Here is a 24709-nt window from a genome sequence, read left to right as displayed (position 1 = left end):
GTCGGGTTACGCTGCGCTAACCCGACCTACGCGACTTGAAATACCACATACCCGTTCGGGCTGAGCCTGTCGAAGCCTGGCGCAGCGCTTCGACAAGCTCTGCTTAAACGGTTCATTTGCATAAGCCCAGAAGAAAACGCAACAACAAGCGACACCGAGACAAAACACCATGGACTTTGAGCTCTCCGAAGAACAACGCGCCTTTGCCCAGACGGCCCGCGACTTTGCGCAAGCCGAGTTCGCGCCCCACGCGGCGTTGTGGGACGCAGAAGGCATCTTCCCCAAAGAGGCCATCGCCAAGGCGGGCGAACTGGGCTTTTGTGGCCTGTACGCGCCCGAGGCCGCCGGTGGCCTCGCCCTGCCCCGGCTGGACGCCACGCTCGTCTTCGAGGAAATGGCCGCCATCGACCCCAGCACCACCGCCTTCATCACCATCCACAACATGGCCACCTGGATGCTAGGCACCTGGGCCACACCCGCCGTGCGCGACCACTGGGGGCCGCTGCTGACCACGGGCGAAAAACTCGCGTCCTACTGCCTGACCGAACCCGGTGCAGGGTCGGACGCCGCCTCGCTCAAGACCCGCGCGGAGCTGGTGGGCCACGAATACGTCATCAACGGCAGCAAAGCCTTCATCAGCGGCGCAGGCGCCACCGATGTGCTGGTGCTGATGGCGCGCACCGGTGACGCGGCATCCGGCGCGGGTGGCATCAGTGCCTTTGCCGTACCCGCAGACGCCGCAGGCATCACCTACGGCAAGAAGGAGCACAAGATGGGCTGGAACAGCCAGCCCACGCGCACCATCAGCTTTGACAACGTGCGCATCCCTGCCGACCACCTGCTGGGCCAGGAGGGCGAAGGCTTCAAGATCGCCATGAAAGGCCTGGACGGCGGGCGCATCAACATCGCCACCTGCTCGGTGGGCGCGGCGCAAGGCGCGCTCAACGCCGCGCAGCAATACATGCAGGACCGCAAGCAGTTCGGCAAACCCATCGCCAGCTTTCAGGCCCTGCAGTTCAAGCTGGCCGACATGGCGACCGAGCTGGTCGCCGCCCGCCAGATGGTGCGCCTGGCTGCCAGCAAGCTGGATGCGGGCGCCCGCGATGCATCCACCTATTGCGCCATGGCCAAACGGTTTGCCACCGACGTGGGCTTTACCGTGTGCAACGAGGCCTTGCAGCTGCACGGCGGCTACGGCTACATCCGCGAATACCCGCTGGAGCGCCTGGTGCGTGACTCCCGCGTGCACCAGATCCTGGAAGGCACGAACGAAATCATGCGGGTGATCATTGCGCGGCGGATGCTGGATGGGGATGCCACGGAGGCCATTCGGTAGTAAATACTCCTGTTTTTATAGCTGCTAGCGCTTATCCATCAAGCGCTAGCGGCCAATTTTTCTCAAAACCCATGCCCGCCCGCCCCCTGTCCGATAAAACCCTGCACCTGATCGACGCCGTGCGCACTGCGCTCGCGCACCGCAGCGACGTGGAAGAGCGGACCATGTTCGGCTGCTACTGCTTTTTTGTGGACTGCAAGCTGTGCATTGGCATCAAAGGCGAAGAGCTGCTGGTACGCCTGCCACCCGACCGCCATGGCGAATTGCAGGAGATGCAGAACACGCGTGAGCTGTCGCCCGGCGGCGGCATGAAGGGCTACTTCTGGGTGGAGCCCAACGGCTACACCACGCGTGCGCAGTGGAGCTTCTGGCTGGAAGAAGCACTGGCCTACAACCCGCTGGCCAAGGCTTCGCCGCGCAAGAAGAAGACAACAAAAAACGCCCCGGCTGCGGCCAAGAAAGCGCCCGCCAGCACGAGCACCAGTGCCAAGCCGAAGAAAAAAGCCACCGCCAAAAAGCACAGCATCTTCGAAGCCGACGACTGATCTGCCCTTTCCATCGCCCTCCCCGGAGCCCACCACCATGCCCCTTCGCATCGTCCGCCTTGGCACCCCGCGCGCCGCCGGGGAAGGCACCCGCATCGGCACCGTGCGCCGCCCGCCGCGTGGCGTGCCCAAGGCAGAGTTCGCCAGCCGCGACTACTACGACGTGTGGTACCCACTGCTTGCGCCCACGCAGGAGCTGATGGCCCAAGGCCAGCAGGCCCAGACAGAGAAAGAGTGGGAGTCGTTCGTCAAGCAGTTCCGCAAAGAACTGGCCCAGCCCGAGGCCAGCCGCACGCTGGACCTGCTGGCCGCACTATCGCACCACAGCGCCATGTCGCTCGGCTGCTACTGCGAAGACGAATCGCGCTGTCACCGCTCGGTGCTGCGCGCCGAGCTGGCCAGCCGTGGAGCAGACATCCGCCCCTAGATTTCAAGCCTTTTTGGCCTCTAGCGCTTGATGGATAAGCGCTACCAGCTATCAAATTCATATCAAACCCACACACCTTCCCTTTCACCATCACAACGTCATCCAGGAGCAACACAGCATGAAAATCGCATTCATCGGCCTCGGCAACATGGGCGGCCCCATGGCACACAACCTGCACAAGGCAGGCCACGAAGTGCGCGCGTTCGACCTCTCGCAGCCCGCCCGCGACAAGCTGGCCGCAGACGGCGTGCCCATCGCCACCGACGCCAAGGCGGCCGTGGCAGGCGCCGAAGTCGTCATCAGCATGCTGCCCGCCAGCCAGCATGTGGAAAGCCTGTTTTTGGGCGCGGGCGACCTGCTGGCCCAGCTGCCTGCGGGCACGCTGGTCATCGACTGCTCCACCATCGCAGCCGCCACCTCCCGCAAGGTGGCCGACGCCGCCAAAGCCAAGGGCGTGGCCTTTATCGACGCACCCGTCTCGGGCGGCACCGGTGGCGCCATTGCAGGCACCCTCACCTTCATGGTGGGCGCCGACGCAGCCGACCTGGAACGCGCCCGCCCCGTGCTCGAAAAGATGGGCGCCAACATCTTCCACGCTGGCAGCGTGGGCGCGGGCCAGACGGCCAAGATCTGCAACAACATGCTGCTGGGCATCTTGATGGCAGGCACCAGCGAAGCCATTGCACTGGGCGTAGCCAACGGCCTAGACCCCAAGGTGCTGAGCGAAATCATGCGCCGCAGCTCGGGCGGCAACTGGGCGCTGGAGAAGTACAACCCCTACCCCGGCGTGATGGAAACCGCGCCCGCCAGCAAGGGTTATGCGGGGGGCTTTGGCACCGACTTGATGCTGAAAGACCTGGGCCTGGCGCAAGAAAATGCGGCGGCTGTGAAGGCATCGACTCCCCTGGGCGGCTTGGCCCGCAACCTGTATGCGGCGCACAGCATTGCAGGGCATGGCGCGGAGGATTTCTCCAGCGTGATCAAGATGGTGCAGAAAAAGGCTTGATAGGTAGGGCTACGCCCTTTGCGGATGAGAACGGGCGCTGTAGCATGTCGTTACAGCGCCCGTGTGGTTTTTCATCCGGGGTTTTTAGGTTTGACTAATCGGAGGGTTGGATGAATTTGTCTGGGGGAAGCGATGTCAGAATTTTTTATCCGACCCACGCTGCGGTTGCGGTGTCGTCCATTTCTAGTTAGATCACTCAATGACTATCAATAGCTCAGAGATCGGTATCCGGTTTGCAGCAATCGCGACAGATGCATTCAATTTTTCATTTTCCGACTACTCAAAAAGTAATAATGGCCGAGTTCTTTATGGGTTGCTCATCGATATCGAGCGCAATCGACTAGAGGACCTGTTCGGCAATCCCCCCTTGGCACTCATTGACGCTGTTAATAGCAAACCAATCCTTGATTGCAAGGCTGGCTATAGAGTGGATGTCGGCAAGGTCTTCCCTCAAGCGAACGTCAACGCTGATGTGCTTTTGCTATCTAAAGACGCATTGGCATATCCTGACCGGACGCTAGAAGCTCTGATGTTTCACGAGTGTTGTCATCTGATCATTGATTCAAACAGCATTGGAAAACTAGAACATTTTGACCCTAAGGCGTCTTATCACGGTGAAAAGCTCTACAAGAGAACAGATACTGAAAACGAGCACATCACCAAGCACTCACCTGAGTTTTGCCGTCTGCTGGCTGGCGGCGCAGAACGGTTGTGTTTAGCTCGTCCGGATACTTTCCGTGATCGCTGGGATGTAATCAATGAGGCAATGCGTTTTGATCTGCGCACATGACCTAACAATCGGTTGCAGCCGACAGCCCGCCGTCGGCGGGTCTGCGGCTGAACCTAGGCGTTAGGGTCGTTAGGGCTCTCAGGAACGCCGCCATGCCTGTCTACTTCATCGCCGAAAATGAGAACGACGATCACAGTTCATTGCGCGTAAAGATTGGGCGCACCAAAGATATACAGGTTCGGCTACGCGCCTTGCGAACAGGTAGCCCATACCAGCTCAAGCTAATGGGCTGGATTGAAAGCGACGACGACAAAGAATTAGAGTTCGCACTTCATGGGCGATATGCCGATCAAAGTATTCACCTCGAATGGTTCTATCTCCAGCCTGAAGACGTACTTACCGAACTGAAGTCGCATGGCGTTTGCGCATATATCTCTACCGAAGAAAACACCTTCGAGATCATGTCTCGCGACAAAGATGGAGTACCGGAATACTACGGCCCATGGAAGTGGGCGGATGTCGACGATTCAGAGTTTTGCCCCAAATGCGGATGTAGCTGCGGACTTCAATATAACGAGAACTACGGAACTGAGCGCTGTTTGAAATGCGGGATCATTTATGAATACGAAGAAGAACCGAGAGAAGAGCCCTAACCCTGCGGTCAACACGGCCCTTGCGCATAAGGCCGCGCAATCCCGGTTACCTTCACGTTGGGAGGCTGGGAGACGCACAGCGGCGCACCTCGGATCCGTCCTTAAGATTTATCTTTTCTGATAACCCAATGAGCAACGTCAATATCCGGCGAGCAATCGAGAACATTCGGTCGAGCACCACCGTCTACACGCCAATCGTAGAGACCGTGGTCAACGCCATTGAGGCGATCGAAGCCAAAGATGAGGCAAACGGCACAGTCGAAATCAGAGTCCGGCGCTCACCGCAGTCCGAGGTCGACGATGGCGAGTCTAAGATCCTCGACGTATCAGTGACGGACAACGGCGTCGGATTCACTGACGAGAATCGAAACAGCTTTGACACGCTTTACAGCGACCTCAAAATCAAGCAAGGGGGCAAGGGATTCGGTCGATTTACATGCCTAAAGTACTTTGATGACTTGACAGTTGAAAGCTGCTATTTTGATGAAGCCTTCAAGAAGAGAACCTTTTCTATGGGGAAGGGCCAGGAGATCATCGTCAATGAAAAGGTGGTTGAGAGCGGAACTACGACTACGGGCACAACTGTTACTCTTACTTCAGAGAAGTCTGGCTCTCTTCATCGAAAGTTGTCCACGATGGCGCGTGGACTTGTGGAGATACTGCTTCCGTACTTTATAACCAACGGCTACAAGTGTCCGACGATTTCTTTGTCCGAGGCCGATGGAAGTGAGTCGATTATTCTGAATCAATATCTTGAAAGTGCAGGGGCTGTTATCCAAGAACTCGCGCTTGCAGACAATAATTTTAGCCTTCAAAGCAATGCGGGGCCGCAAACCTTCATTGTCCGAGTATTCAAGTTGCTCTACCCTAGAAATAAAATTAGCAAGGTTAGCCTTGTCGCCCATAAACGAGAGGTGACGGAGACTTCCCTGCAAAGTTACGTGCCGGAGTTTGCGGATGAGTTCGTGGAGAACCGAGATGACGCCGAAGAAAAACGTCGAAACTACATCTTGAAGGCATACGTTTTTAGTGTCTACCTTGATGCGAATGTCTCGCTGGAGCGAGGCGCCTTCGAATTCCAAAAGGAAAACGATCTCAACTACGGGATATCGCAGACAGATATCGAAGCCAAGGCCGCTGAAGTTACGAAGAGCGCAGTTGCAGATCAAGTGATGTCGCGCCAAGAGAAGAAGAAGCAGCGCATTCAGTCCTACGTTGAGGATCAAGCACCTTGGCACAAGTCACTGGTCCGTACTCTAGATGTGACAGCATTCCCCACCAACCCTTCCGACGCTGAACTCGAAGCGTTACTCCAAAAAGAGAAGTTCAAGCAAGAGATAAAAGTCCGAGGTGAGGTGACTGCACTTCTGAGTTCGGCCACCGCAAGCGAACTCTCTGTAAATGTGGCGGCAGTCGCAAGCAAAATATCTGAGTCAAGCAAAAATGATCTTGTGCACTACGTCGCACTTCGAAAGCAAGTCCTCGATATCTTCAAGCGTAGCCTCGAACTAGACATAGAAGGTAAATACTCTTCCGAAACCGCCGTTCACGACATTATTTTTCCCACGAAATCCGATGATCTGCTGACTACATACGAAAATCACAATCTCTGGATACTTGACGAACGTCTTACCTTCACAAGCTACGTAGCGTCCGATCTGCCTCTAAATGGGGGCGTGAGCGAGAGACCTGATCTCCTGGTATTTGACCGGCGCATTGCGTTCCGAGTCGAAAACGAGACAAGCAATCCGGTGATCGTTTTTGAGTTCAAGAAGCCAAACCGAGACGACTTTGTCAACCCTTCTTCAAAAGAAGATCCCGTTGCTCAGATCGTCAGGTACGTGAATAGCATTCGCGAGGGCCGCTACCGCACTCCGCTTGGACGAAAGATCAACGTCGAGACCAATACGCCGTTCTATGGTTATGTGGTGTGCGATTTATCTGCGAAGGTAGAAAAGTGGCTCTTGACGGAAAAGAACTTCACTCCGATGCCAGACAAGCGCGGCTGGTTCAGTTGGATCGGGAACATCAACCTCTATATCGAGGTACTCAGCTGGGACAAGGTCCTGCGTGATGCAGACATGCGCAATCGGGTCTTCTTCCACAAGCTGGGCATTTAGCGGTCGGCGCGCAGACGCGCAAACCCTCCTTCAAGCGTACGCCTGACGACGCCGCTTAAGTTAAACGCTAGTCCGCACCTCTACCAAAGCGCGTTCGGGTCCATGGTCATATTGGCATCTGACGACTACGCCCGATAGAACCTTGGCGCGGATGTACTCTCGCGCCATGCCCCTCTCTCCCACTCCCACGCTCTGGATTCTCAAAACCGGCGATGCCCTGCCGTCGCTGCGGGCCGTGCACGGTGACTTTGAAGACTGGATTGCACACGGGCTGGCTCTGCACAGTAACCTCCCGGCGCTGCCCGTGCGCACCCTGGATGCGCGCACCGACACACCGTGGCCTGCCATGGAGACCGTGGCGGGTGTTGTGGTCACAGGATCGCCCGCCATGGTGACGGACCGCGAACCCTGGAGCGAGCGCGCCGCCGCGTGGCTGGCGCAACTGGTGGCCGCACAGGTGCCGGTGCTGGGCCTCTGCTATGGCCACCAATTGCTGGCCCACGCGCTGGGCGGCGAGGTGGCGCGGCACCCGGGTGGGCTGGAGATTGGCACCGTGGCCATCCGTCAGTTGCCAGCAGCCGCAGGAGATGCCTTGTTTGGCGGCCTGCCTATTGAATTTGCAGCCCATGTGGTGCACGAACAATCGGTGCGCCGCCTGCCGCCCGGGGCGGTGGCCCTGGCGGCCAACGCCCACGAAGCCCACCATGCGTTTCGCGTGGGCCCCAACGCGTGGGGCGTGCAGTTTCATCCGGAATTCAGTGATGCCGTCATGCGCGACTTTGTGCAATGTTTTGCGCCATCACTGCAGAGCGCTGGTGTGGATGTCGACGCCTTGCAGCAGCAAGTGCAGGCCACGCCCCACGCTGCCAGCCTGCTCGCACGCTTTGCGCAGCTGGTGGCGGCAGAGCATTGAAAATATGAGTGAAAAGTGGCTCTAGCGCTTATACATCAAGCGCTAGTAGCTATCAAAACAATAGTTTTGAGTTGGCGAGTTTGAACTTCAAAAACACCCGTTCGGGCTGAGCTTGTCGAAGCCTGGTGGAGCGCTTCGACGGGCTCAGGGTGAACGGCTTCAAGTGGGTTGCCCGAAGTGGATTGCCCACTCAATCACTAAGAGCGGCTAACAAAACTCAGCGAAGCGGTTCTGGCTAGGCGCTGCGTCGCAGGCAGTACGGGCAGTACGACAAGACGCTGCAACGACGCCAGAAGAGTTTTGTTAGCCGCTCTAAATCAGCCACCACGGGGCCGCAGCACCATGCGGTCACGGCCCATTTCCACGTCAAAGTGGCGCAAAAAATTCTGCCCCAGCAGGGCATCGTCGTCGCTGCGGCCCGTGTAGCCGGTGCCCACCCGCAGGCCCGATACCGCGAGCGAGCGCACCGTGACGGAATCTGACGCAATCACCCGCCCCTCGCGCGGGCCGTTGGCGGTCTGGAAGGTGATGGGGTCACCCCCTTGCAAACCGGCCTCGCGGGCCAGCGCCTCGGTCACGCCCACCAGGCTGGCGCCGGTGTCCACCAAAAACATCACGGGCACGCCGTTGACACTGCCCGCCACCCGAAAGTGGCCGTCGTGGTGGCGGGGGATCACCACCGCGCCATCGGCCGTCACGGTGACGCCTTTGGGTTTCATCGCGTACTGCATCGCAAAGTACAGCGCGGCCATGACCACCAGCCAGAACGCCAGAATGCCCAGCGTGCCCATTCGCATCAAGCGGCGCGTGGGCTGGTCGTTGTTGGCGGGCGGTACGGGGTGGGGTTGGTTGCCCATGCGGAGGATGGTGGGTGAAGAAGGGAGAAAGGGCAGAAAAATCGCGGGCGCTCAGCCTGCGGCGAACACGGATGCGCCCAAAGATTACCCAGCCGTGGATCATAGGAGGCGCGCCGGAACACCCTGGCAGGCTGTGGTCTTCACCAGCCTTGGGTGGCGACCAGGCTGTGCAGAAACTGCGCCTCAAACACCGCAGCGGGCACCGGTTTGCTGAGCAAATAGCCCTGGATTTCGTCACACCCGAGCAAAGCCAGCATGCGGGATTGGTCCTCGGTCTCCACCCCTTCGGCCACCACCTTGAGGCCCAGAGAGTGCCCCAGGTTGATGATGGTGGACACCAGCGCCAGCCCCTGTGGCCCGGACGACAGGCCGGTGATGAAGGACCGGTCGATCTTGAGTGTGTCCACCGGCAGCCGTGCCAAGTAGCTCAGTGATGAGAAACCGGTGCCGAAGTCGTCAATGGCAATGGTGATGCCCATGTCGCGCAGCGCATGCAGGCTGAGCGTGCTTTGCTCTACGTCGTCCATCACCATGCTTTCAGTGATCTCCAGCTCCAGCCCCGCGGCCGCGTAGGCATCAGCGGCAATCGCATTGCGCACCTCGGCGATGAAGCCACGGTGCCGCAACTGCAAAAACGACACGTTGACCGCCACGCGCACCGCCAGCAGTCCGGCCTGTCGCCAGCGCTGGTTGTCGGCCAGCGCCTGCCGCAGTGCCCAGCGGCCCACGTCGTAGATCAGCCCCGTTTCTTCGAGGATGGGGATGAACTGGCCTGGTGGCACCAGGCCGCGCTGGGGGTCGTTCCAGCGGATCAGCGCCTCGGCGCCTGCAATGGCGCCGCTGGCCAGATGCTGCTTGGGCTGGTAGTGCAGCACAAACTGGCCTTGCTCCAGCGCCTCACGCAGGCGGCCCTCCAGGCTCAGCGCCTCGGCCACCCGCGTGTTCATCTCGGAGGTGTAGAACAGCAGGCTGTCGGCCGACGCCTTGGCCTTGTACGTGGCCGCCTCTGCATTGCGCAGCAGGGCCTCCGCGTCCATCCCATCCATGGGGTACAGGGCTACACCCGCCTTCGCAGCCATGCGCAACTCGGTGTCGCCCAGTGCAAAAGGCGCGTCAAAGCACATCCGCATCAGGTGGTCCACCGCTAACGCCACCGCACCCGCATCACGGGGGTCGGGCACGGCAATGCCAAAACTGTTAATGCCAATGCGCGCCACGTCGTACGCATCGCCTGCGGCCTGCTGCAGCCGCTGCGCTACCTGCTTGAGCAACTCGTCGCCCATCTGGCGGCCCAGCGTGTCATTGACGATGCGAAACCGGCTGATGTCCATCAACGCAATGCCCAGCACCGCCTTGGCACCCTCGCGCGGCCGCAGGTGCTGGCCACACCGCTCCAGAAACAAGGTGCGGTTGGGCAGGCCGGTAATGTCGTCGTAATAGGCCAGGTAACTGAGCCGCTCTTCCTTGTCGAGGTGGTCCATGGCAAAACCGATGTCGCCCGCCAGCTCAGTCAGCAGCCGCATCTCGGCGTCGTCAAAAAAACCGATCTCGTCGGCAAACAACGCCAGCACACCCACCACCTCGTGGGCCACCAGCAGCGGCAGCACGGCCATCGAGGCTACGCCACGTTCTGACAGCGTCTCGGGCAGCCGGATGCGCGGGTCGCGCAGGATGTCATCGCACACCACAGCCCGCCGCGTGCGCACCACCCCAGCGCTCAGGCTCTCGCCGGGTGTGGGCTCGGGGTGCAGCCCAAGACGGTTCTCCATGTGCGCAAGGAAATCAGCCTGCGCGCCCGCCAGCGCCACGGGCACCACCTTGTTCAACGCGTGGTCCACCCGGCCAATCCAGGCAATCTGAAACTGCCCATGCTCCACCGCCACACGGCAGGACTCGCGGAACAGTTCAGCGCGTTCGTGCACCCGAACAATCAGCGTGTTGATCGCGCTGAGCATGGCGTACACGCGGTTCAGGCGTTTGATCTTGCGCTCGGCCTCGCGGCGCTCGGTAATGTCCTCGCCCAGGCTGGCCACACCGGTCACCTCGCCCCCCACCGAACGCAACACCGTGTTGTTCCAGTGAACCAGACGCCGCTCTCCCGTGCGGGTCAAAATTTCGTTGTCGTAGTGCCAGGCCGAAGGCCGGTCCGCCAGAACATCGGCAAATACGTCGTGTACGTCGGTCACGTCGGGCGGCAGAAACAGCGAAAACCAGTTGTGCCCAAACACTTCGTCGCGTTGCCAGCCGGTCAACCGCAAGAGGTAGTCGTTGCAATAAATGATGCGACCTTCACTGTCCAGCATCAGCGAGATCATCTCGACCTTGTCGAGCATGTCGTTAAAGCGGCGGTCGCTTTCGTGCAGCTCTTGCTCGGCCTGCTTTTGCTGGGTGATGTCCTGAATGGTGTTGAACCAGCGGTGCGGTTCGCCCTGCCCGACCTCGCCCTCCAGGGGCTCCATCACCTGCCGCAGGTGCAAGAGCTGCCCATCCGCACGCAGCAGCCGGTAGGTGAAGTCCAGGCGCGCGCCTTGGTGGGAGGCTTCCAGCGCATGGTGCCGAAACATCGCACGGTCGTCCGGGTGCACCAAGGCCAGCCAGTCACGCGCAGATTGCGGCATGTCTTGGTCAGACAGCCCCAGCATGTCGGGCAGGGTGTCGAGCCAGCTTTCAAACGCTCCATCGGGGCCGCTGATGACGTGGGCAATTTTGGCCAGCGCCTGGGCCCGGCGCAGGCTGGCTTTGCTGGCGCGCAGGGCATCCATGGCGCGTTGCCTCTCCTGCACCTCGACCTGCAACTGCTCGGCGTGGCGTTGCACCTCCTGGTAAAGGCTGCCGTTTTCATAGATACGTCCCACCTGGGCGCCCAGGATGGACAGGATTTTTTCGTCTTCAGCGCTGAAACCGTCGGCTCCGAGCTTGTTGGCCAGGCAGATCCAGCCGTACGAAAAAGACAGCGAGGTGACCGGCACCATCAACGCGGTGAAAAGCGGCGGGTAGCCCTGGGGCAGGCCTATCGCCTCGGGTCGACCGCTGGCGTCTGCCCAGCGCTGGGAGCGTCGCTCGGCCCGCAAGGTGCCCAGCAGGCCGTGTGACACCACAGGGGTTGCCAGCCGCTGGGTGCGCTCTGCGTCCAGCCCGCTGGTGCACACAATGGGGTCGGCGCTGTGTTTGCGCGCAATGCACAGCACCGCATACTGCGCGCCCACCAAGTCACGCGCACCCCGGCACACATTGGCCAGCAACACCTGCGGGTCGCGTTCGGAGGCCAGTTGCAGGTTCAGGTCGGTCAGCGCAGCCAACCGGAAGTTCATGGCCTCCAGTTGCGCCACGTTGCCCGTGAGCTTGTCGGTCATCAAACGCAGGTGCTGCGTCTGAAAACTGTGCTCCAGCACCAGGGGTGACGGCGCAGGTGCCTGTGCCAGCGCCTGGTCGATGGCGTCCAGAATGTCCTGTGGCTCGCAGGGTTTGATCAGCACCTGTGTCACCCCGCAGGCCAGCGCCAGATTGCGCGCCTCCAGCTCGCGGTAGTGGGCGCTGTAGAAAACCACCTGGGTCTGCGCGATGGTGGCATCGGCGCGCAACTGGCGCACAAACTCGTAGCCGTCCATGGTGGGCATCAGGATGTCGGAGATGACCAACTGCGGGCGCTCTGCACGCACCAGCGCCAGCGCCTCGGCGCCGTCAGACGCCTCCAACGCCTGGTGGCCACCGTGACCGATGAGCGTGACCACCAGCGCCCGGTTGGCGGCGAGATCATCTACGACCAGGATCTTTGCCATGCTGTCTTGTGTTACGCCGTTCGGCCACCGCTTGGCCCGTCAACCGACGTGAGGCGTCGGCGCGTAGCCGGTGCCCAGAAACACTTCAATCTGTTGCACAAACGTTTCGGGGGTAATCGGTTTGGACAGGTGATCATCAAAGCCCATTTCCAGCGCCTTCTCCCGGTCGCCGGGCATGGAGAACGCCGTGACCGCGACCAGCGGAACCCGGTGCCACTTGGGGTGAGAGCGCAGGGTTTGTGCCACCTGGTAGCCGTTCATGATGGGCATCTGCAGATCGCACAGGATGAGGTCGTGGGGCTGGGACAGGGCCAGCTCCAGCCCCACGGCCCCGTTTTCGGCAGCACGCACCGTATACCCTGCCGCTTCGAGCAGGTAGGTGACCAGCAGGCGGCTGGCCTCGTCGTCTTCAATCACCAGAATGTTGGCGGCTATCATTCGCGGGGCTCCGGCAGTTCGAGGGTGAAGGTGCTGCCCTGCCCCTCGGTGCTTTCAAAGTGAATGCGCCCACCCAGGGCTTCGGCCAGTTTGCGGCTCAGGTGCAGGCCCAGGCCCGTGCCCTCGTGGTGGCGCCGGTCGGCACTTTCGACGCGCGAGAAGGCTTCAAACAGTCGGGTCTGGTCGTCGCCTGGGATACCCGGCCCCGTGTCTTGCACACACAAAACAACCGTGCGGCCACCGGCACGCACAACATCGTCCTGCAGCGTCAGATGAACGCTGCCCTGTTGCGTGAACTTGATGGCATTGCCCACCAGGTTGATGAGAATCTGACTCATCGCACGCCGGTCGGTCTGCAGCAGCACAGGCACTGGCGGAAGATCTGATGTGAACCCCAGCGCCTTGCGCGTGGCGTCGGGGCTCAGCGTTGCAACCACCTCCTCCACCACCGCGCGGCAGTCCACCATTTCAAGATTCAACGCCACCTTGTTGGCGCCCAGCTTGGCCACGTCCAGCAGATCGTTGATGAGCGACAGCAAATGGCGCGCACCCGTCTGCACGATGCGAAGCTGCTTTTCCTGCTCGGTGTTCAAAGGCCCGGGCAGCTTCATCAACAAGGTGCCTGTAAAGCCGATGATGGCGTTGAGCGGGGTGCGCAGTTCGTGCGACATGCTGGCCAGGAAACGGTCTTTGACGAGGGCCGCGTTCTCCAGCTCCAGGTTTTTTTCGCGCAGCGCCTGCTCGATGCGTTTGCGCTCGGTCACATCGCGGATGGCGCTGGACACAAACAGCCCTTCCTCAGTCTCCAGCGGGCTCAGGCTGATCTCCACCGGAAACTCGCTGCCATCCTTGCGCAGACCATGCAGCTCCAGCCCGGCGCCCATGGACCGGCTGCGGGGTTGAGCAAAAAAACTGCCGCGGTGCGCCGGGTGCGACCCACTGAACCGCGCGGGCACCAGCAGTTCGATCTGCTGGCCCAGCAGCTCGTCACGGCTCCAGCCAAACAGCTTCACGGCCTGGGAGTTGACGAGCACAATGCGCCCCTCGCGGTTGACGATGACCATCGCGTCCGGCGCGGCCTCCAGCAAGTCCTTGAATTTTTGGTCCGCCTTTTTGCGGTCGGTGATGTCGCGGATCGCGCTCATCACCATGGTGCCCTCTTCGGTCTCGATGGGGCTCAGGCTGATCTCCACCGGAAACTCCACGCCGTCCTGGCGCAGGCCGTACAACTCCAGCCCCGCACCCATGGTGCGGGTGCGAGGCTGAGAAAAAAAGCCGCTGCGCCGCCCGACGTGCGCACCGCGGTACCGCTGGGGCAGCAGCACCTCCACCGGCTGCCCCAGCAGGTCCGCCCGCTGGTAGCCAAAGACGCGCTCGGCCTGCGAGTTCACCAGCACAATGCGACCGGTGACGTTGACCATCACGGTGGCGTCTGGCGTGGATTCAAGCAAGTCCCGGAACCGCGCTTCCAGCAGCTTGGCGTCGCGCAGCACTTTGAGCTGGGTGACATCTTTTTTGCTCGACAGGAAGTACAGCACCTGCCCGTCGGCATCGCGCACCGCCTTGGTGGAGACGTTGACATGCACCAGGGACCCGTCTTTGCGGCGGCGCACCGATTCATGCACAGCGGTCCCCAAGCGCATCGCCTCGGCGCGAATGGCCGCTTCTTCATGCGCACGGTCGGTGGGAACAATGAGGTGAAGGATCGAGCGCCCCTTGGCTTCGGCCTGAGCGTAGCCAAAGATTCGCTCAGCCGCGGGGTTCCACTCCAGCACCACACCTTGCGGAGACAGCACCAGCAGGGCATCGGGGTTTTGGTCCCAATACGCCGCAGAAAAGTCAGACGCCATTCAGTTCTCTCCGTGTGAGCCCCACCCAAGGCGCGGACATGGATCAATGCACCCGTTCAGCAGGCCCGGACTCCGCTCGCGTGGCGGCGACGGAGTGGCATCGCAACTTGCACGCCACTGCACTCAGGTCCAGATTCAACGCGTACAGCCCCGGTCGTATCGCTCGCAGGCGCAAAGCAGAGCGAGCCCAACCGCCCTCTAGTGCAAACCATCTTAGGCGGTAAGAGCAAAAAACATCAAGCGGCAAATGGCAGCAGTCATCCGTCACGCTGGTGGACGCCTCGCCACGGCCAACTCACCAAACGAGCAAAGCGCAATGACGGTGGGAATGGGAGGGCGCAGTACACGGTGGCAGCCATTTGATGAGTGCCCTGGTTCAACGCTGTTGCGATGGGCCGCCTTTGGCCACCGTGCCTTTGAACTTTTCAGTTGGCCATGGCGCAGGCCCCCCAATGTGGTTGCGACGGCATCGCTTTGCTTTGTATATAAAAGCCTTCCGACGCAGACATTGATTTCCCTACAATCGCAACCGACCAAAGCCTGGCGTCAGATATTTTCAGCCCTGATTTCGGTGCAATGGGAGCCATACCAAAGCCACCATGAAAACAACCACGGGTTGATCTATGAATTTCATAACCAAGACGCTTCGTTTCTGCTCTTACCCAGTCACTGCCCTCATCTTGGCTGGCAATGCCCACGCCCAGGTTGAGTTACTCACCAATCGTGACTTTTCTGGAGGACTGACCAACTGGACGTTAGCGCCAAGTACCAGTGGCAGTGCGGCCGGCACCTGCAGCTACAACGCAGACGCTGCGCCTGGCACCGAAACATTGACGGGCGTCGCGGGGTTTACGCCGTTAACGGGCACCCAGATTGCGCTGGGGAGCATGAGCCTGACTGGTATTGGTCGCAGGAGCTGCGTTTTGTACCAAGACGTTGCGATTCCAGCAGGGGCAACAACGGCAACATTTGCAGGCGATTTAGGTATCAAAAGTGTGAATGGCCTTGCACCCGGAGATCAAGCTATTTTTATCGGTATGTATTCAACAGCCGATGTTCCAAATCTTAATGTGTCAACAGCCCTCGCTGGCACCGCACGGCTGGTTGTTGGTGGTGCCTCTACCAGCCCAAATTTGGCAACATTTACATCAGCTACTTGGAACGTGTCCACCTTAGCCGGAACGACTGTGCGGCTGGCAATCATCAACGGCATGCAATCTACCGTCGGCGGTACAGGCGCGTTTGTGCCGGGGGCGAACAGCGTCATTGGCGGCAACAACCTAAGTTTTCGCGTGGTGGTACCGGTTGCCCCCGCAACTGTTGCCAATATCCCAACCCTTTCACAATGGGGCTTGATCATCCTTTCCGCCATGTTGGCGTTATTGGGCATTGCTTTTAAACACCGCCGCTCGCCAAAACTGCGCTGAACCACTGCACACAAGAGCACCAACTACTGCTTACCCGAATGCGCACACTGTGCGCCTCGGTCGGCATCGCTTGGCGGCACAAGCTGCTGCGGATGCTCGACGGGTTAACGGAACCTTACGAACTTCTTCGAAGCCGCATAGCCCTTCATAGCGGGCGACCGCATCCGCAGCTTGATGATCGAAACGCGTTCACATGTTGTCGATCATCACCTGCCCAAAGCCCGAGCAGCTCACCTGCGTGGCGCCGTCCATCAGGCGTGCGAAGTCGTAGGTCACCTTTTTGGAGGCTATCGACTTTTCGAGCGAGCTGATGATCAGGTCGGCGGCGGCGGTCCAACCCATGTGGCGCAGCATCATCTCGGCCGACAGGATTTCGGAGCCCGGGTTCACATAGTCCTTGCCCGCGTACTTCGGGGCCGTGCCGTGTGTGGCTTCAAAACAGGCCACCGAATCGGACATGTTGGCGCCCGGCGCGATGCCGATGCCGCCGACCTGCGCAGCCAGCGCGTCCGAGATGTAGTCGCCGTTGAGGTTGAGTGTGGCCACCACCGAGTATTCGGCCGGGCGCAGCAAGATCTGCTGCAGGAACGCATCGGCAATGCTGTCCTTGATGGTGATCTCTTTGCCCGTCTTGGGGTTCTTGAGACGGCACCAGGGGCCGCCATCGATCAACTGCGCACCGAACTCCTTCTGCGCCAGGGCGTAGGCCCAGTCACGGAAGCCACCTTCGGTGTACTTCATGATATTGCCCTTGTGCACGATGGTCACGCTGGGCTTGTCGTTGTCGATGGCGTATTGAATGGCCTTGCGCACCAGGCGCTCGGTGCCTTCGATGGACACCGGCTTGACACCCAGGCCGGACGTGTTGGGAAAGCGGATCTTCTTGACGCCCATTTCTTCCTGCAGGAACTTGATGAGCTTCTTGGCCTTGTCGGACTCGGCTTCAAACTCAATGCCTGCGTAGATGTCTTCCGAGTTCTCGCGGAAGATCACCATGTTGGTCTTTTCGGGCTCCTTCAGCGGCGAAGGCACACCCTTGAAATACTGCACGGGGCGCAGGCAGACATATAGGTCCAGCTCCTGGCGCAGCGCCACGTTGAGCGAGCGGATACCGCCGCCCACGGGCGTGGTCAGCGGGCCCTTGATGGACACCACGTACTCGCGCAACACCTGCAGGGTTTCTTCCGGCAGCCACACGTCAGGGCCGTACACCTTGGTGGATTTTTCACCGGCGTAGACCTCCATCCAGTGGATCTTCTTCTTGCCGCCGTACGCCTTGGCCACCGCGGCATTCACCACCTTGATCATCACGGGCGTGATGTCGAGACCCGTGCCGTCACCTTCGATGAAAGGGATGATGGGCTGGTCCGGCACATTCAGGGACATGTCGGCGTTGACGGTGATCTTCTGGCCTTCGGCGGGCACCGTGATGTGCAGGTAGCTGGTCATGGGGTTGTCTCCGGGGAATCTGAAACGGGCAGCAGATGGGCCAAGCGGCCCAAAGCCGAACCATTCTAATGAGAAAAAATCGCAGCTCCGACCCTGTCGGCCACCGCCTCCGCACTTGCTGCGACCCCTCAGATGACACTTGGCGGAATGCATCAGAATCGCTTTTACCCGCGGGTGATCTGATGAACTTGTCGCCCGATCTGCACTCCCTTCTTTGTTCCTCGTCTTCCTACCCCCGAAAACCATGGCCATGACCGCATCTTGCCCCGCCACAGCCGCACTGGCGCCCATGCCCTCCACCCGCATGGCGCGTCGCACCAGCACCCTGTCAGTGGCCGCGGTGCTGACCGTGGCGGGTTTTCTATCCGCAGGCAGCGCCGCCGCGCAGGAAGGCCCGCAGCTGAACCTGCAGCGTGTGGAGTTGACCGCTGGCATGCACCGCATCGACGCGCAAGTCGCACAGGCCCCGCAAGAGCGCCAGACCGGGCTGATGCACCGCAAGGAAATGCCCCAGCACGAGGGCATGTTGTTTGTCTTCGAGCAACCCGCGCAGCAGTGCTTCTGGATGAAAAACACCCTGCTGCCGCTGACGGCAGCGTTTGTGGACGACGACGGCACCATCGTGAACCTGGCCGACATGAAGCCGCAGACGCTGGATTCACATTGTTCGACCAAGCCGGTGCGTTATGTGCTGGAGATGAACCAGGGCTGGTTTGCCAAGAAGGGCATCAAGGCAGGCGCCAAGCTGGGGGGCGCGCTGTTCAGTCGCAAATGAGAGCAGGCCTTTCACTATCATTTGAATAGCTACTAGCGCTTTATCCATAAGCGCTAGAGGCCAAAAAGACTTGATTTTTCGTAGGCCTCAGACTTGCCTCAAAACCGTTCGGACTGAGCTTGTCGAAGTCAGGGCGCTTTCTGCGAACAGCCCTTCGACAGGCTCAGGGCGAACGGTCTATCTGAGGCAGCGACCTCATCAGGCAAAACGGTTTCAGATCCACAAAAAAAACGGCCCATGGGCCGTTTTTTGTTTTGCCGGTTCCACCCAGTGGCACCAATGGCACCAGTCACACGAGCGGGTTTCGCTCATGCCTGGAAGACCGATCAGGCGAAGTTGCTTTCAGCAAACTTCCAGTTCACCAGGCTCGAGAGGAAGGTCTCGACGAACTTCGGGCGCATGTTGCGGTAGTCGATGTAGTACGCGTGTTCCCACACGTCCACGGTCAGCAGTGCCTTGTCGGCGGTGGTCAGCGGGGTGCCTGCGGCGCCGGTGTTGACGATGTCGACGCTGCCGTCGGCTTTCTTCACCAACCAGGTCCAGCCGGAGCCAAAGTTGCCCACGGCGGACTTCACAAACGCTTCCTTGAAGGCTGCGTAGCTGCCCCACTTGGCGTTGATAGCATCAGCCAGCGCGCCGGATGGCTCACCGCCACCTTGGGGGGCCATGCAGTTCCAGAAGAACGTGTGGTTCCAGATCTGGGCTGCGTTGTTGTAGATGCCGCCGCTCGACTTCTTGATGATCTCTTCGAGCGTCATCGCTTCGAACTCGGTGCCCTTTTGCAGGTTGTTGAGGTTGACCACATAGGCGTTGTGGTGCTTGCCGTGGTGGTACTCCAGGGTTTCCTGGCTGTAGTTCGGCGCCAGGGCGTCGATGGCATAAGGCAGCGGGGGAAGGGTGTGTTCCATGTGGTGTTTCCTCGTGGTTTGAAATTCTGGGATGCCATCCGCAAAACCCTGGGGGAGCAATGCAGCCGGGCACAGCGCGAGGAGGCATTGTAGAAAGATCGGGTGACCTGTGCAGGATCGGGGCGGCACTCGCTGACGAAAGTCGCAGAAAGCCCCAGAACACGCCGCTGTCCTACAGCAAGGCCGCGGGGGCGACCCGCACCCGCTCAGCTACAAGCCCCAGCGCCCCTGGCGTCAGAGCAGCCGCGGTTGTCCCACCGTCACATCCACCGTGCCGTCTGCCAGGGTGGCACGCAAGGCATCACCGGGCTGGGCCTGTCGGACGCTGGTCACCGCCTGGCCCCCGGGGTCGGTCAACAGGGCATAGCCCCGCTGCAACACCAGGCGCGGGTCCAGCAGCTCCAGTCGCAGCGCAGCGCGGTCAAGTCGGTCTGCCTGGTCCACCAGGTGCCGCTGCAATTTTTGAGGCAAATTGGCCTCCAGCGCTTGCTGTGATTGGGCTAGTCGCTGCAATTTCAATAGCACACCATGGTGCATGCGCTGCGCCAGGCGGGCCAGTTGCATTTGCTGGCGCGCCACCAGACCCGAGGGGCGGCCCAGGCGAGCTGCGGCCTGGTCCAGCCGTTGGTGGCGTGCATCCAGCTGGCGCTGCACCCCGTCGCTGATGCGGCCAGCCACCAGCGCGAGCGCCCCCAGCCACACATCGCGTGGCTGCGCCACCAGTTCGGCCGCAGCCGTGGGCGTGGGCGCGCGCAGGTCAGCGCAAAAGTCAGCAATGGTGAAGTCGGTTTCGTGCCCGACCCCGCTGATCAGCGGCACCGGGCTTTGCACGATGGTGCGCGCCAAGCGCTCGTCGTTGAAGGCCCACAGGTCTTCGATGGAGCCACCACCACGCACCAGCAGAATGACGTCGATGGCTGGTTTTTGAGTCAAATCGGCCCCTGGCGCTTGTCCTGCCTGGGCCAGTAGATACAGTTTTGATAGCGCCGCAATGATGGAAGCCGGTGCGACCGCGCCCTGCACCTGGGCGGGCACCAGCACCACCGGGATGTGTGGCACGCGGCGGCGCAGCGCCGTCACCACGTCGTGCAGCGCGGCCGCCCCGGTGGAGGTCACCAGGCCAATCCCGCGCGGCTGCAGCGGCAGCGGGCGTTTGCGGGCGGTGTCGAACAGGCCCTCGGTTTCCAGCTGCGCCTTGAGCCGCAAGAACTGCTCAAACAACGCGCCCTGCCCCGCCCGCTGCATGCTTTCGACGATGAACTGCAGATCGCCGCGTGCCTCGTACACCCCCAGGCAGCCCCGCACTTCCACCAATTCGCCATCGCGCGGCGAAAAGTCAAGCAGGGTGGCGGCGCGGCGGAACATGGCACAGCGCAACTGGCCGTTCGCGTCCTTGATCGAAAAATAACAATGCCCGCTGGATGCGCGCGAGAAGCCCGTTATCTCGCCGCGCACCGCGACAGGATTGAATCTCGCCTCCAGGGCATCAGCAATGGCGCGGCACAGCGCCCCAACTTCCCACACGCGGGGCGCCACAGCGTGGCCTGGGCGCTCAAGCATGAGGCGCGGCGCGCCTTTGCGCGGTGTGAGAAAGGCGAGTACTCCACAGAAGCGACCGAGCGGACGCAGGGCTGAGCGTGGATACCAAAACCGGCTGCAAAACACCAGAGCACGTGCAAGTCATTGATTTATATGCGTTTTTCATTGCTCAATTTTTCATCAATCTGTTGCAAGCACGGCGTGGCGCCACTTTGGGACGTTGTTGACGTGGGTTGCCCACAAAGTTATCCACAGTTTTTGTGGGTGAGCAGCCCCGCGCATCGGGCGCACAGCAACGTAACGGTTTGTGACGAAGTGGCACCCAGAAGCTGGGCCATAATCGCCGATTGCTTTCATCTGCGCGGAGAGAGATTTGCTGTCCATCATACAAGCCGCAGGCTGGCCGATCTGGCCCCTGATTGCGTGTTCCATCCTGGGAATGGCGCTGATTTTCGAACGTTTTGTGGCCCTCAAAACGGCCCGCGTCGCCCCCCCCAAACTGCTCGACGAAGCCATCACGGTGTCGTCCAAGTCGTTGCCCACGCCAGACGTGGTGAACCAGCTGGCCCAGAACTCGGCGCTGGGCGAGGTGCTGGCCACCGGCCTGCGCACCCTCAACAGCAACCCCCAGTGCAGCGAGACCGACTTGCGCTCGGCCATGGAAGGCGCCGGTCGCGCCGTGGCCCACCGTCTCGAAAAATACCTGGCTGCCTTAGCCACCATCGCATCGGCAGCGCCACTGCTGGGCCTGCTGGGCACGGTGATCGGGATGATCGAGATTTTTGGCTCGCAAGCGGGCACGGGTGGCATGGGTCAGGCCATGGGCGGTGGCAACCCCGGCCAGTTGGCGCACGGTATTTCGATTGCGCTGTACAACACCGCGTTTGGCCTGATCGTGGCCATCCCGGCGCTGATTTTCTGGCGCTACTTCCGCGCCCGGGTGGATGCCTATCTGCTGACGCTGGAACTGGCCTCCGAGCAATTCGTGCGCCACATCCTGCGCCTGCGCAAGGTGAAGTGAGGCGAGCCTTTCGCCTTCCGCATCATTCGGCCCCTGCTCTACCGAAACTTTGTCCATGAACTTCAGCCCCCGGCCCAAGGATGAGCCCGAGATCAATCTGATCCCGTTCATCGACGTGTTGCTGGTGATCCTCATCTTTTTGATGCTGACCACCACCTACAGCAAGTTCACCGAACTGCAGCTGACCTTGCCCGTGGCCGACGCTGAGCAACAGCGCGATCACCCCAAAGAGGTAATCGTCTCCGTGGCCGCTGACGGCCGCTACGCCGTCAACAAAACCGGCGTGGACGGCAAAAGCGTGGACGCCATCGCCCAGGCCTTGCGCACGGCTGCCAGCGCGGGCCGCGACAGCGTGGTGATCATCAGCGCAGACGCCATGTCGCCCCACCAGTCGGTGGTAACCGTGATGGAAGCCGCGCGCCGCGTGGGTCTGACGCAGATCACCTTCGCCACGCAGTCGTCGGCAGCGGGCCGCGCCGCCAGCCGCTGACGCACATGGCTGCCTCCGGGCCGCAGCCGCCCTCTGCGCCGTCGTCTTCGGCACCGCCTTCCTCCTCGGCCCCCCCTGCCCCGGCACCTTCTGCGTCGCGCGGCCTGCAACGGGTCTGGCAGACGCGTGGATGGGCCGCCTGGGCGCTGTGGCCCGTTTCGCTGGTGTACGGTGCCCTGGTACGGACACGCCAAGGCTTGTACCGGGCCGGATGGCTGCAGTCAGAACACCCAGGCCGCCCCGTCGTGGTGGTGGGCAACGTGATCGCCGGGGGCGCTGGTAAAACCCCTGTGGTGATTGCGCTGGTGCGGCACCTGCAAGCCCGAGGGCTGCGCGCCGGCGTGATCTCCCGCGGGTATGGGCGCAGCACCACCGACTGCAGAGCCGTCACGCCCGACAGCCCCGCCAGCGAGGTGGGCGATGAGCCCGCTTTGATTGCGCAAAGTTTTGCCACGGGGCCATCAGGCGTTGGTGTCCCGGTGTTTGTGGCCCCCCAACGCATCACCGCCGCACGCGCCTTGCTTGCGGCCCATCCCGACACCGATGTGATCGTGTGCGACGACGGCTTGCAGCACCTCGCCTTCAAACGCGATCTCGAAATCTGCATCTTTAACGACCAGGGCATCGGCAACGGATTTTTGCTGCCTGCCGGACCACTGCGTGAGCCTTGGCCACGCACGGTGGATTGGGTGTTGCACGCGGGCGGTAACGTGCCTGCCCCAACAAAGAACCAAGCTCCTGCGTTTGGCATGCAGCGCGATCTGGCGTACTTCGCCCTTCGGTCCGACGGAACCCAGGTGCCGCTGTCCCAACTCCACGACCAACCGCTGCACGCCGTCGCGGCGGTGGCGCGGCCCGAAGACTTCTTTGCCATGCTGCAGGCCAAGGGTTTGACGCTGGCACAGACAGAGCCCCTGCCAGACCACTATGATTTTTATAGCTGGAAGCGCTTATCAGATAAGCGCTACACCCTGATTTGCACCGAAAAAGATGCCGTGAAGCTGTGGGCGCAGCACCCCGACGCGCTGGCCGTGCCTCTGCAGGTGCTGATCGACCCCGCGTTCTTTGTGGCCTTGGACGCGCGCCTGGACAGATGCCTTGCCGCGGCGCCAATGCCGCCAACGCCGCCAACGCCGCCGCTATCATCCCCTTCTGCCTGAACGACCCCTCCCGGAAAGCCTGCCACCATGGACCCCAAACTGCTCGAACTGCTGGTCTGCCCCGTCACCAAGGGCCCGCTGACCTTTGACCGCGATGCACAAGAACTTGTCTCCCGCAGCGCCCGGCTGGCTTACCCGGTGCGCGATGGCATTCCGGTGCTGCTCGAAAACGAGGCCCGCACACTGACCGACGAGGAACTGGAGCAGTGACCCACGCGGCCCACAGCGGTACAGCCGGAGCCACCCCCGCCCCCCTGTTTACCGTGCTGATCCCGGCACGCATGGCGTCCAGCCGCCTGCCGGACAAACCCCTGGCAGACATCGCCGGCCAGCCCATGGTGGTGCGAGTCGCCCGGCGCGCTGCCCAGAGCGCAGCGGCCCGCGTGGTGGTTGCCGCCGACGACGCCCGCATTCTGCAGGCCTGCGCCGATCATGGTGTCGAGGCGATCCTGACCCGTGCAGACCATGCCAGCGGCAGCGACCGCCTGGCCCAGGCGTGCACCGATCTGGGGCTGGATGGCGACGACATCGTTGTCAACGTGCAGGGCGATGAGCCACTGATGGACCCTGCCCTCATCAATGCCGTGGCCGCCCTGTTGCCCGCCAGGCCCGAAGCCAGCATGGGCACCGCAGCGCACACCATCGCGTCCCTGGCGGACTACACCAACCCGAATGTGGTGAAAGTGGTGCTGGACGCGCGGGGCTTGGCCCACTACTTCAGCCGCGCGCCGATCCCGTTTGCGCGCGACCTGCCGGACACCGCATGGTGGCAAGGTGCCGCCCAGGCCGCTGCGCCCGGTGTGGCCAGCCTGGCAGGGTTCACGCCGCTGCGCCATGTTGGCATCTACAGCTATCGCGCGCGCTTCTTGCGGCAATTTCCGTCGCTTGCGCCTGCCCCAACCGAAGCGGTCGAGGCGCTGGAGCAATTGAGGGCACTGTGGCATGGCCATCCGATTGCCGTGCACCTGGCCGCCGCAGCCCCGGGGCCCGGCGTGGACACGCCCGAAGACCTGGAGCGGGTGCGCCGTCTTTTTGGCTGAACGCGGAAGGGCTGCGCCGCGCATCGGCCAGCGTCGTCACACAGGCGTGTTTCAGTGGTCCTAGCGGTGCGCGCGTGTAAGTGAACGCAAGGTGTCACATGCTATCCTCGCCCGCAACGAGAGCACCGCATCCCGGGCGCACAGAACGGCCTAGTGCAGTGTTTTACGCTGGATGGCACGTACAAAAAGGATGGATTTTTGATCGTGGCAAGGCGCAAACCACAGCGATACCGGGCGGTATCGCGA

General features: G+C 61.3%; 23 protein-coding genes. 16 read left to right on the top strand and 7 right to left on the bottom strand.

Annotated features, from left to right (window positions below):
• The first annotated feature begins 169 nt into the window (after nt 1-169).
• From ACK41V_RS13380 to ACK41V_RS13345, 8 genes are all read left to right on the top strand, one after another.
• On the top strand, nt 170-1336 hold the full coding sequence (locus ACK41V_RS13380) for an acyl-CoA dehydrogenase family protein (RefSeq protein ID WP_409783088.1): 1167 nt from the start codon (nt 170-172) through the stop codon (nt 1334-1336).
• A 71-nt stretch (nt 1337-1407) separates the two neighbouring features.
• Nucleotides 1408-1881 (top strand): TfoX/Sxy family protein, encoded by a 474-nt coding sequence (locus tag ACK41V_RS13375; protein ID WP_409783087.1) that lies wholly within the window; start codon nt 1408-1410, stop codon nt 1879-1881.
• A gap of 37 nt (nt 1882-1918) precedes the next feature.
• On the top strand, nt 1919-2308 hold the full coding sequence (locus tag ACK41V_RS13370) for a DUF488 domain-containing protein (RefSeq protein WP_409783086.1): 390 nt from the start codon (nt 1919-1921) through the stop codon (nt 2306-2308).
• 100 nt (nt 2309-2408) lie between these two features.
• Nucleotides 2409-3314, top strand: a complete 906-nt coding sequence (gene mmsB, locus ACK41V_RS13365; RefSeq protein WP_409783089.1) for a 3-hydroxyisobutyrate dehydrogenase — start codon at nt 2409-2411, stop codon at nt 3312-3314.
• Between the two features lie 199 nt (nt 3315-3513).
• Nucleotides 3514-4104 (top strand): hypothetical protein, encoded by a 591-nt coding sequence (locus tag ACK41V_RS13360; RefSeq protein WP_409783085.1) that lies wholly within the window; start codon nt 3514-3516, stop codon nt 4102-4104.
• 92 nt (nt 4105-4196) lie between these two features.
• Nucleotides 4197-4697 (top strand): GIY-YIG nuclease family protein, encoded by a 501-nt coding sequence (locus ACK41V_RS13355; protein WP_409783084.1) that lies wholly within the window; start codon nt 4197-4199, stop codon nt 4695-4697.
• 128 nt (nt 4698-4825) lie between these two features.
• A complete protein-coding gene (locus tag ACK41V_RS13350; protein ID WP_409783083.1) occupies nt 4826-6817 on the top strand; it encodes an ATP-binding protein in 1992 nt (663 codons plus the stop codon).
• Nucleotides 6818-6983: 166 nt separating this feature from the next.
• Entirely contained in the window at nt 6984-7730 is a 747-nt protein-coding gene (locus ACK41V_RS13345; protein WP_409783082.1) for a glutamine amidotransferase, read from the top strand.
• Between the two features lie 317 nt (nt 7731-8047).
• On the opposite strand, the gene ACK41V_RS13340 is transcribed toward ACK41V_RS13345, so the two are convergent.
• The 4 genes from ACK41V_RS13340 to ACK41V_RS13325 all read right to left on the bottom strand — a co-directional run bounded on the left by ACK41V_RS13340 (nt 8048) and on the right by ACK41V_RS13325 (nt 14654).
• Nucleotides 8048-8587 carry a TIGR02281 family clan AA aspartic protease gene (locus ACK41V_RS13340; RefSeq protein WP_409783081.1) on the bottom strand — a complete coding sequence of 180 codons (540 nt, stop codon included), beginning with the start codon at nt 8585-8587 and terminating at the stop codon, nt 8048-8050.
• 140 nt (nt 8588-8727) lie between these two features.
• Nucleotides 8728-12366, bottom strand: a complete 3639-nt coding sequence (locus ACK41V_RS13335) for an EAL domain-containing protein (protein ID WP_409783080.1) — start codon at nt 12364-12366, stop codon at nt 8728-8730.
• Nucleotides 12367-12405: 39 nt separating this feature from the next.
• Nucleotides 12406-12804 carry a response regulator gene (locus ACK41V_RS13330; RefSeq protein ID WP_409783079.1) on the bottom strand — a complete coding sequence of 133 codons (399 nt, stop codon included), beginning with the start codon at nt 12802-12804 and terminating at the stop codon, nt 12406-12408.
• Nucleotides 12801-14654 (bottom strand): PAS domain S-box protein, encoded by a 1854-nt coding sequence (locus ACK41V_RS13325; RefSeq protein ID WP_409783078.1) that lies wholly within the window; start codon nt 14652-14654, stop codon nt 12801-12803. Before ACK41V_RS13325 ends, ACK41V_RS13330 begins: the two co-directional genes overlap by 4 nt.
• 623 nt (nt 14655-15277) lie before the next feature.
• Here ACK41V_RS13325 and ACK41V_RS13320 point away from each other — a divergent pair.
• Nucleotides 15278-16081 carry an IPTL-CTERM sorting domain-containing protein gene (locus ACK41V_RS13320; RefSeq protein WP_409783077.1) on the top strand — a complete coding sequence of 268 codons (804 nt, stop codon included), beginning with the start codon at nt 15278-15280 and terminating at the stop codon, nt 16079-16081.
• A 189-nt stretch (nt 16082-16270) separates the two neighbouring features.
• On the opposite strand, the gene icd is transcribed toward ACK41V_RS13320, so the two are convergent.
• Entirely contained in the window at nt 16271-17530 is a 1260-nt protein-coding gene (icd, locus tag ACK41V_RS13315; protein WP_409783076.1) for an NADP-dependent isocitrate dehydrogenase, read from the bottom strand.
• A 250-nt stretch (nt 17531-17780) separates the two neighbouring features.
• On the opposite strand from icd, the gene ACK41V_RS13310 reads away from it, so the two are divergent.
• Nucleotides 17781-18305 carry a DUF192 domain-containing protein gene (locus tag ACK41V_RS13310; RefSeq protein ID WP_409783075.1) on the top strand — a complete coding sequence of 175 codons (525 nt, stop codon included), beginning with the start codon at nt 17781-17783 and terminating at the stop codon, nt 18303-18305.
• A gap of 326 nt (nt 18306-18631) precedes the next feature.
• Here the strand turns inward: ACK41V_RS13310 and ACK41V_RS13305 are convergent, their stop codons facing one another.
• Both ACK41V_RS13305 and xseA read right to left on the bottom strand, forming a co-directional pair.
• Nucleotides 18632-19213, bottom strand: a complete 582-nt coding sequence (locus ACK41V_RS13305; protein WP_409783074.1) for a superoxide dismutase — start codon at nt 19211-19213, stop codon at nt 18632-18634.
• Nucleotides 19214-19447: 234 nt separating this feature from the next.
• Nucleotides 19448-20773 (bottom strand): exodeoxyribonuclease VII large subunit, encoded by a 1326-nt coding sequence (gene xseA, locus ACK41V_RS13300; protein ID WP_409783073.1) that lies wholly within the window; start codon nt 20771-20773, stop codon nt 19448-19450.
• A 77-nt stretch (nt 20774-20850) separates the two neighbouring features.
• Here xseA and ACK41V_RS13295 point away from each other — a divergent pair, with 77 nt between their 5' ends.
• The 6 genes from ACK41V_RS13295 (at nt 20851) to kdsB (ending at nt 24463) form a co-directional block, all read left to right on the top strand.
• Entirely contained in the window at nt 20851-20979 is a 129-nt protein-coding gene (locus ACK41V_RS13295) for a hypothetical protein (RefSeq protein WP_409783071.1), read from the top strand.
• 146 nt (nt 20980-21125) lie between these two features.
• Nucleotides 21126-21773, top strand: coding sequence for a MotA/TolQ/ExbB proton channel family protein (locus ACK41V_RS13290; RefSeq protein WP_409783069.1), 648 nt, complete (start codon nt 21126-21128; stop codon nt 21771-21773).
• A 55-nt stretch (nt 21774-21828) separates the two neighbouring features.
• Nucleotides 21829-22263, top strand: coding sequence for an ExbD/TolR family protein (locus ACK41V_RS13285; protein ID WP_409783067.1), 435 nt, complete (start codon nt 21829-21831; stop codon nt 22261-22263).
• Nucleotides 22264-22268: 5 nt separating this feature from the next.
• Entirely contained in the window at nt 22269-23423 is a 1155-nt protein-coding gene (lpxK, locus tag ACK41V_RS13280) for a tetraacyldisaccharide 4'-kinase (RefSeq protein ID WP_409783065.1), read from the top strand.
• Nucleotides 23424-23450: 27 nt separating this feature from the next.
• The gene (locus ACK41V_RS13275; protein ID WP_409783063.1) at nt 23451-23633 is read left to right on the top strand and encodes a Trm112 family protein; all 183 of its coding nucleotides are present in this window, start codon (nt 23451-23453) and stop codon (nt 23631-23633) included.
• On the top strand, nt 23630-24463 hold the full coding sequence (gene kdsB / locus ACK41V_RS13270) for a 3-deoxy-manno-octulosonate cytidylyltransferase (RefSeq protein ID WP_409783061.1): 834 nt from the start codon (nt 23630-23632) through the stop codon (nt 24461-24463). Before ACK41V_RS13275 ends, kdsB begins: the two co-directional genes overlap by 4 nt.
• The last annotated feature ends 246 nt before the right edge of the window (nt 24464-24709 follow it).

It is taken from the genome of Acidovorax sp. (genome assembly GCF_046291265.1).
Classification (GTDB): domain Bacteria; phylum Pseudomonadota; class Gammaproteobacteria; order Burkholderiales; family Burkholderiaceae_C; genus Acidovorax.
Note: the sequence above shows the minus strand (reverse complement) of the source record. Positions and strands in the feature narration are given on the sequence as shown.

Bases quoted from the DNA above. Each gene is read 5' to 3' on its own strand.
- ACK41V_RS13360 (WP_409783085.1), top strand. From the start codon at position 3,514: ATGACTATCAATAGCTCAGAGATCGGTATCCGGTTTGCAGCAATCGCG.
- lpxK (WP_409783065.1), top strand. From the start codon at position 22,269: ATGGCTGCCTCCGGGCCGCAGCCGCCCTCTGCGCCGTCGTCTTCGGCA.
- icd (WP_409783076.1), bottom strand. From the start codon at position 17,530: ATGACCAGCTACCTGCACATCACGGTGCCCGCCGAAGGCCAGAAGATC.
- ACK41V_RS13350 (WP_409783083.1), top strand. From the start codon at position 4,826: ATGAGCAACGTCAATATCCGGCGAGCAATCGAGAACATTCGGTCGAGC.
- xseA (WP_409783073.1), bottom strand. From the start codon at position 20,773: ATGCTTGAGCGCCCAGGCCACGCTGTGGCGCCCCGCGTGTGGGAAGTT.
- ACK41V_RS13275 (WP_409783063.1), top strand. From the start codon at position 23,451: ATGGACCCCAAACTGCTCGAACTGCTGGTCTGCCCCGTCACCAAGGGC.
- ACK41V_RS13345 (WP_409783082.1), top strand. From the start codon at position 6,984: ATGCCCCTCTCTCCCACTCCCACGCTCTGGATTCTCAAAACCGGCGAT.
- ACK41V_RS13310 (WP_409783075.1), top strand. From the start codon at position 17,781: ATGACCGCATCTTGCCCCGCCACAGCCGCACTGGCGCCCATGCCCTCC.
- ACK41V_RS13305 (WP_409783074.1), bottom strand. From the start codon at position 19,213: ATGGAACACACCCTTCCCCCGCTGCCTTATGCCATCGACGCCCTGGCG.
- ACK41V_RS13325 (WP_409783078.1), bottom strand. From the start codon at position 14,654: ATGGCGTCTGACTTTTCTGCGGCGTATTGGGACCAAAACCCCGATGCC.
- ACK41V_RS13285 (WP_409783067.1), top strand. From the start codon at position 21,829: ATGAACTTCAGCCCCCGGCCCAAGGATGAGCCCGAGATCAATCTGATC.
- ACK41V_RS13335 (WP_409783080.1), bottom strand. From the start codon at position 12,366: ATGGCAAAGATCCTGGTCGTAGATGATCTCGCCGCCAACCGGGCGCTG.
- ACK41V_RS13320 (WP_409783077.1), top strand. From the start codon at position 15,278: ATGAATTTCATAACCAAGACGCTTCGTTTCTGCTCTTACCCAGTCACT.
- ACK41V_RS13355 (WP_409783084.1), top strand. From the start codon at position 4,197: ATGCCTGTCTACTTCATCGCCGAAAATGAGAACGACGATCACAGTTCA.
- ACK41V_RS13330 (WP_409783079.1), bottom strand. From the start codon at position 12,804: ATGATAGCCGCCAACATTCTGGTGATTGAAGACGACGAGGCCAGCCGC.
- ACK41V_RS13375 (WP_409783087.1), top strand. From the start codon at position 1,408: ATGCCCGCCCGCCCCCTGTCCGATAAAACCCTGCACCTGATCGACGCC.
- ACK41V_RS13340 (WP_409783081.1), bottom strand. From the start codon at position 8,587: ATGGGCAACCAACCCCACCCCGTACCGCCCGCCAACAACGACCAGCCC.
- ACK41V_RS13370 (WP_409783086.1), top strand. From the start codon at position 1,919: ATGCCCCTTCGCATCGTCCGCCTTGGCACCCCGCGCGCCGCCGGGGAA.
- ACK41V_RS13380 (WP_409783088.1), top strand. From the start codon at position 170: ATGGACTTTGAGCTCTCCGAAGAACAACGCGCCTTTGCCCAGACGGCC.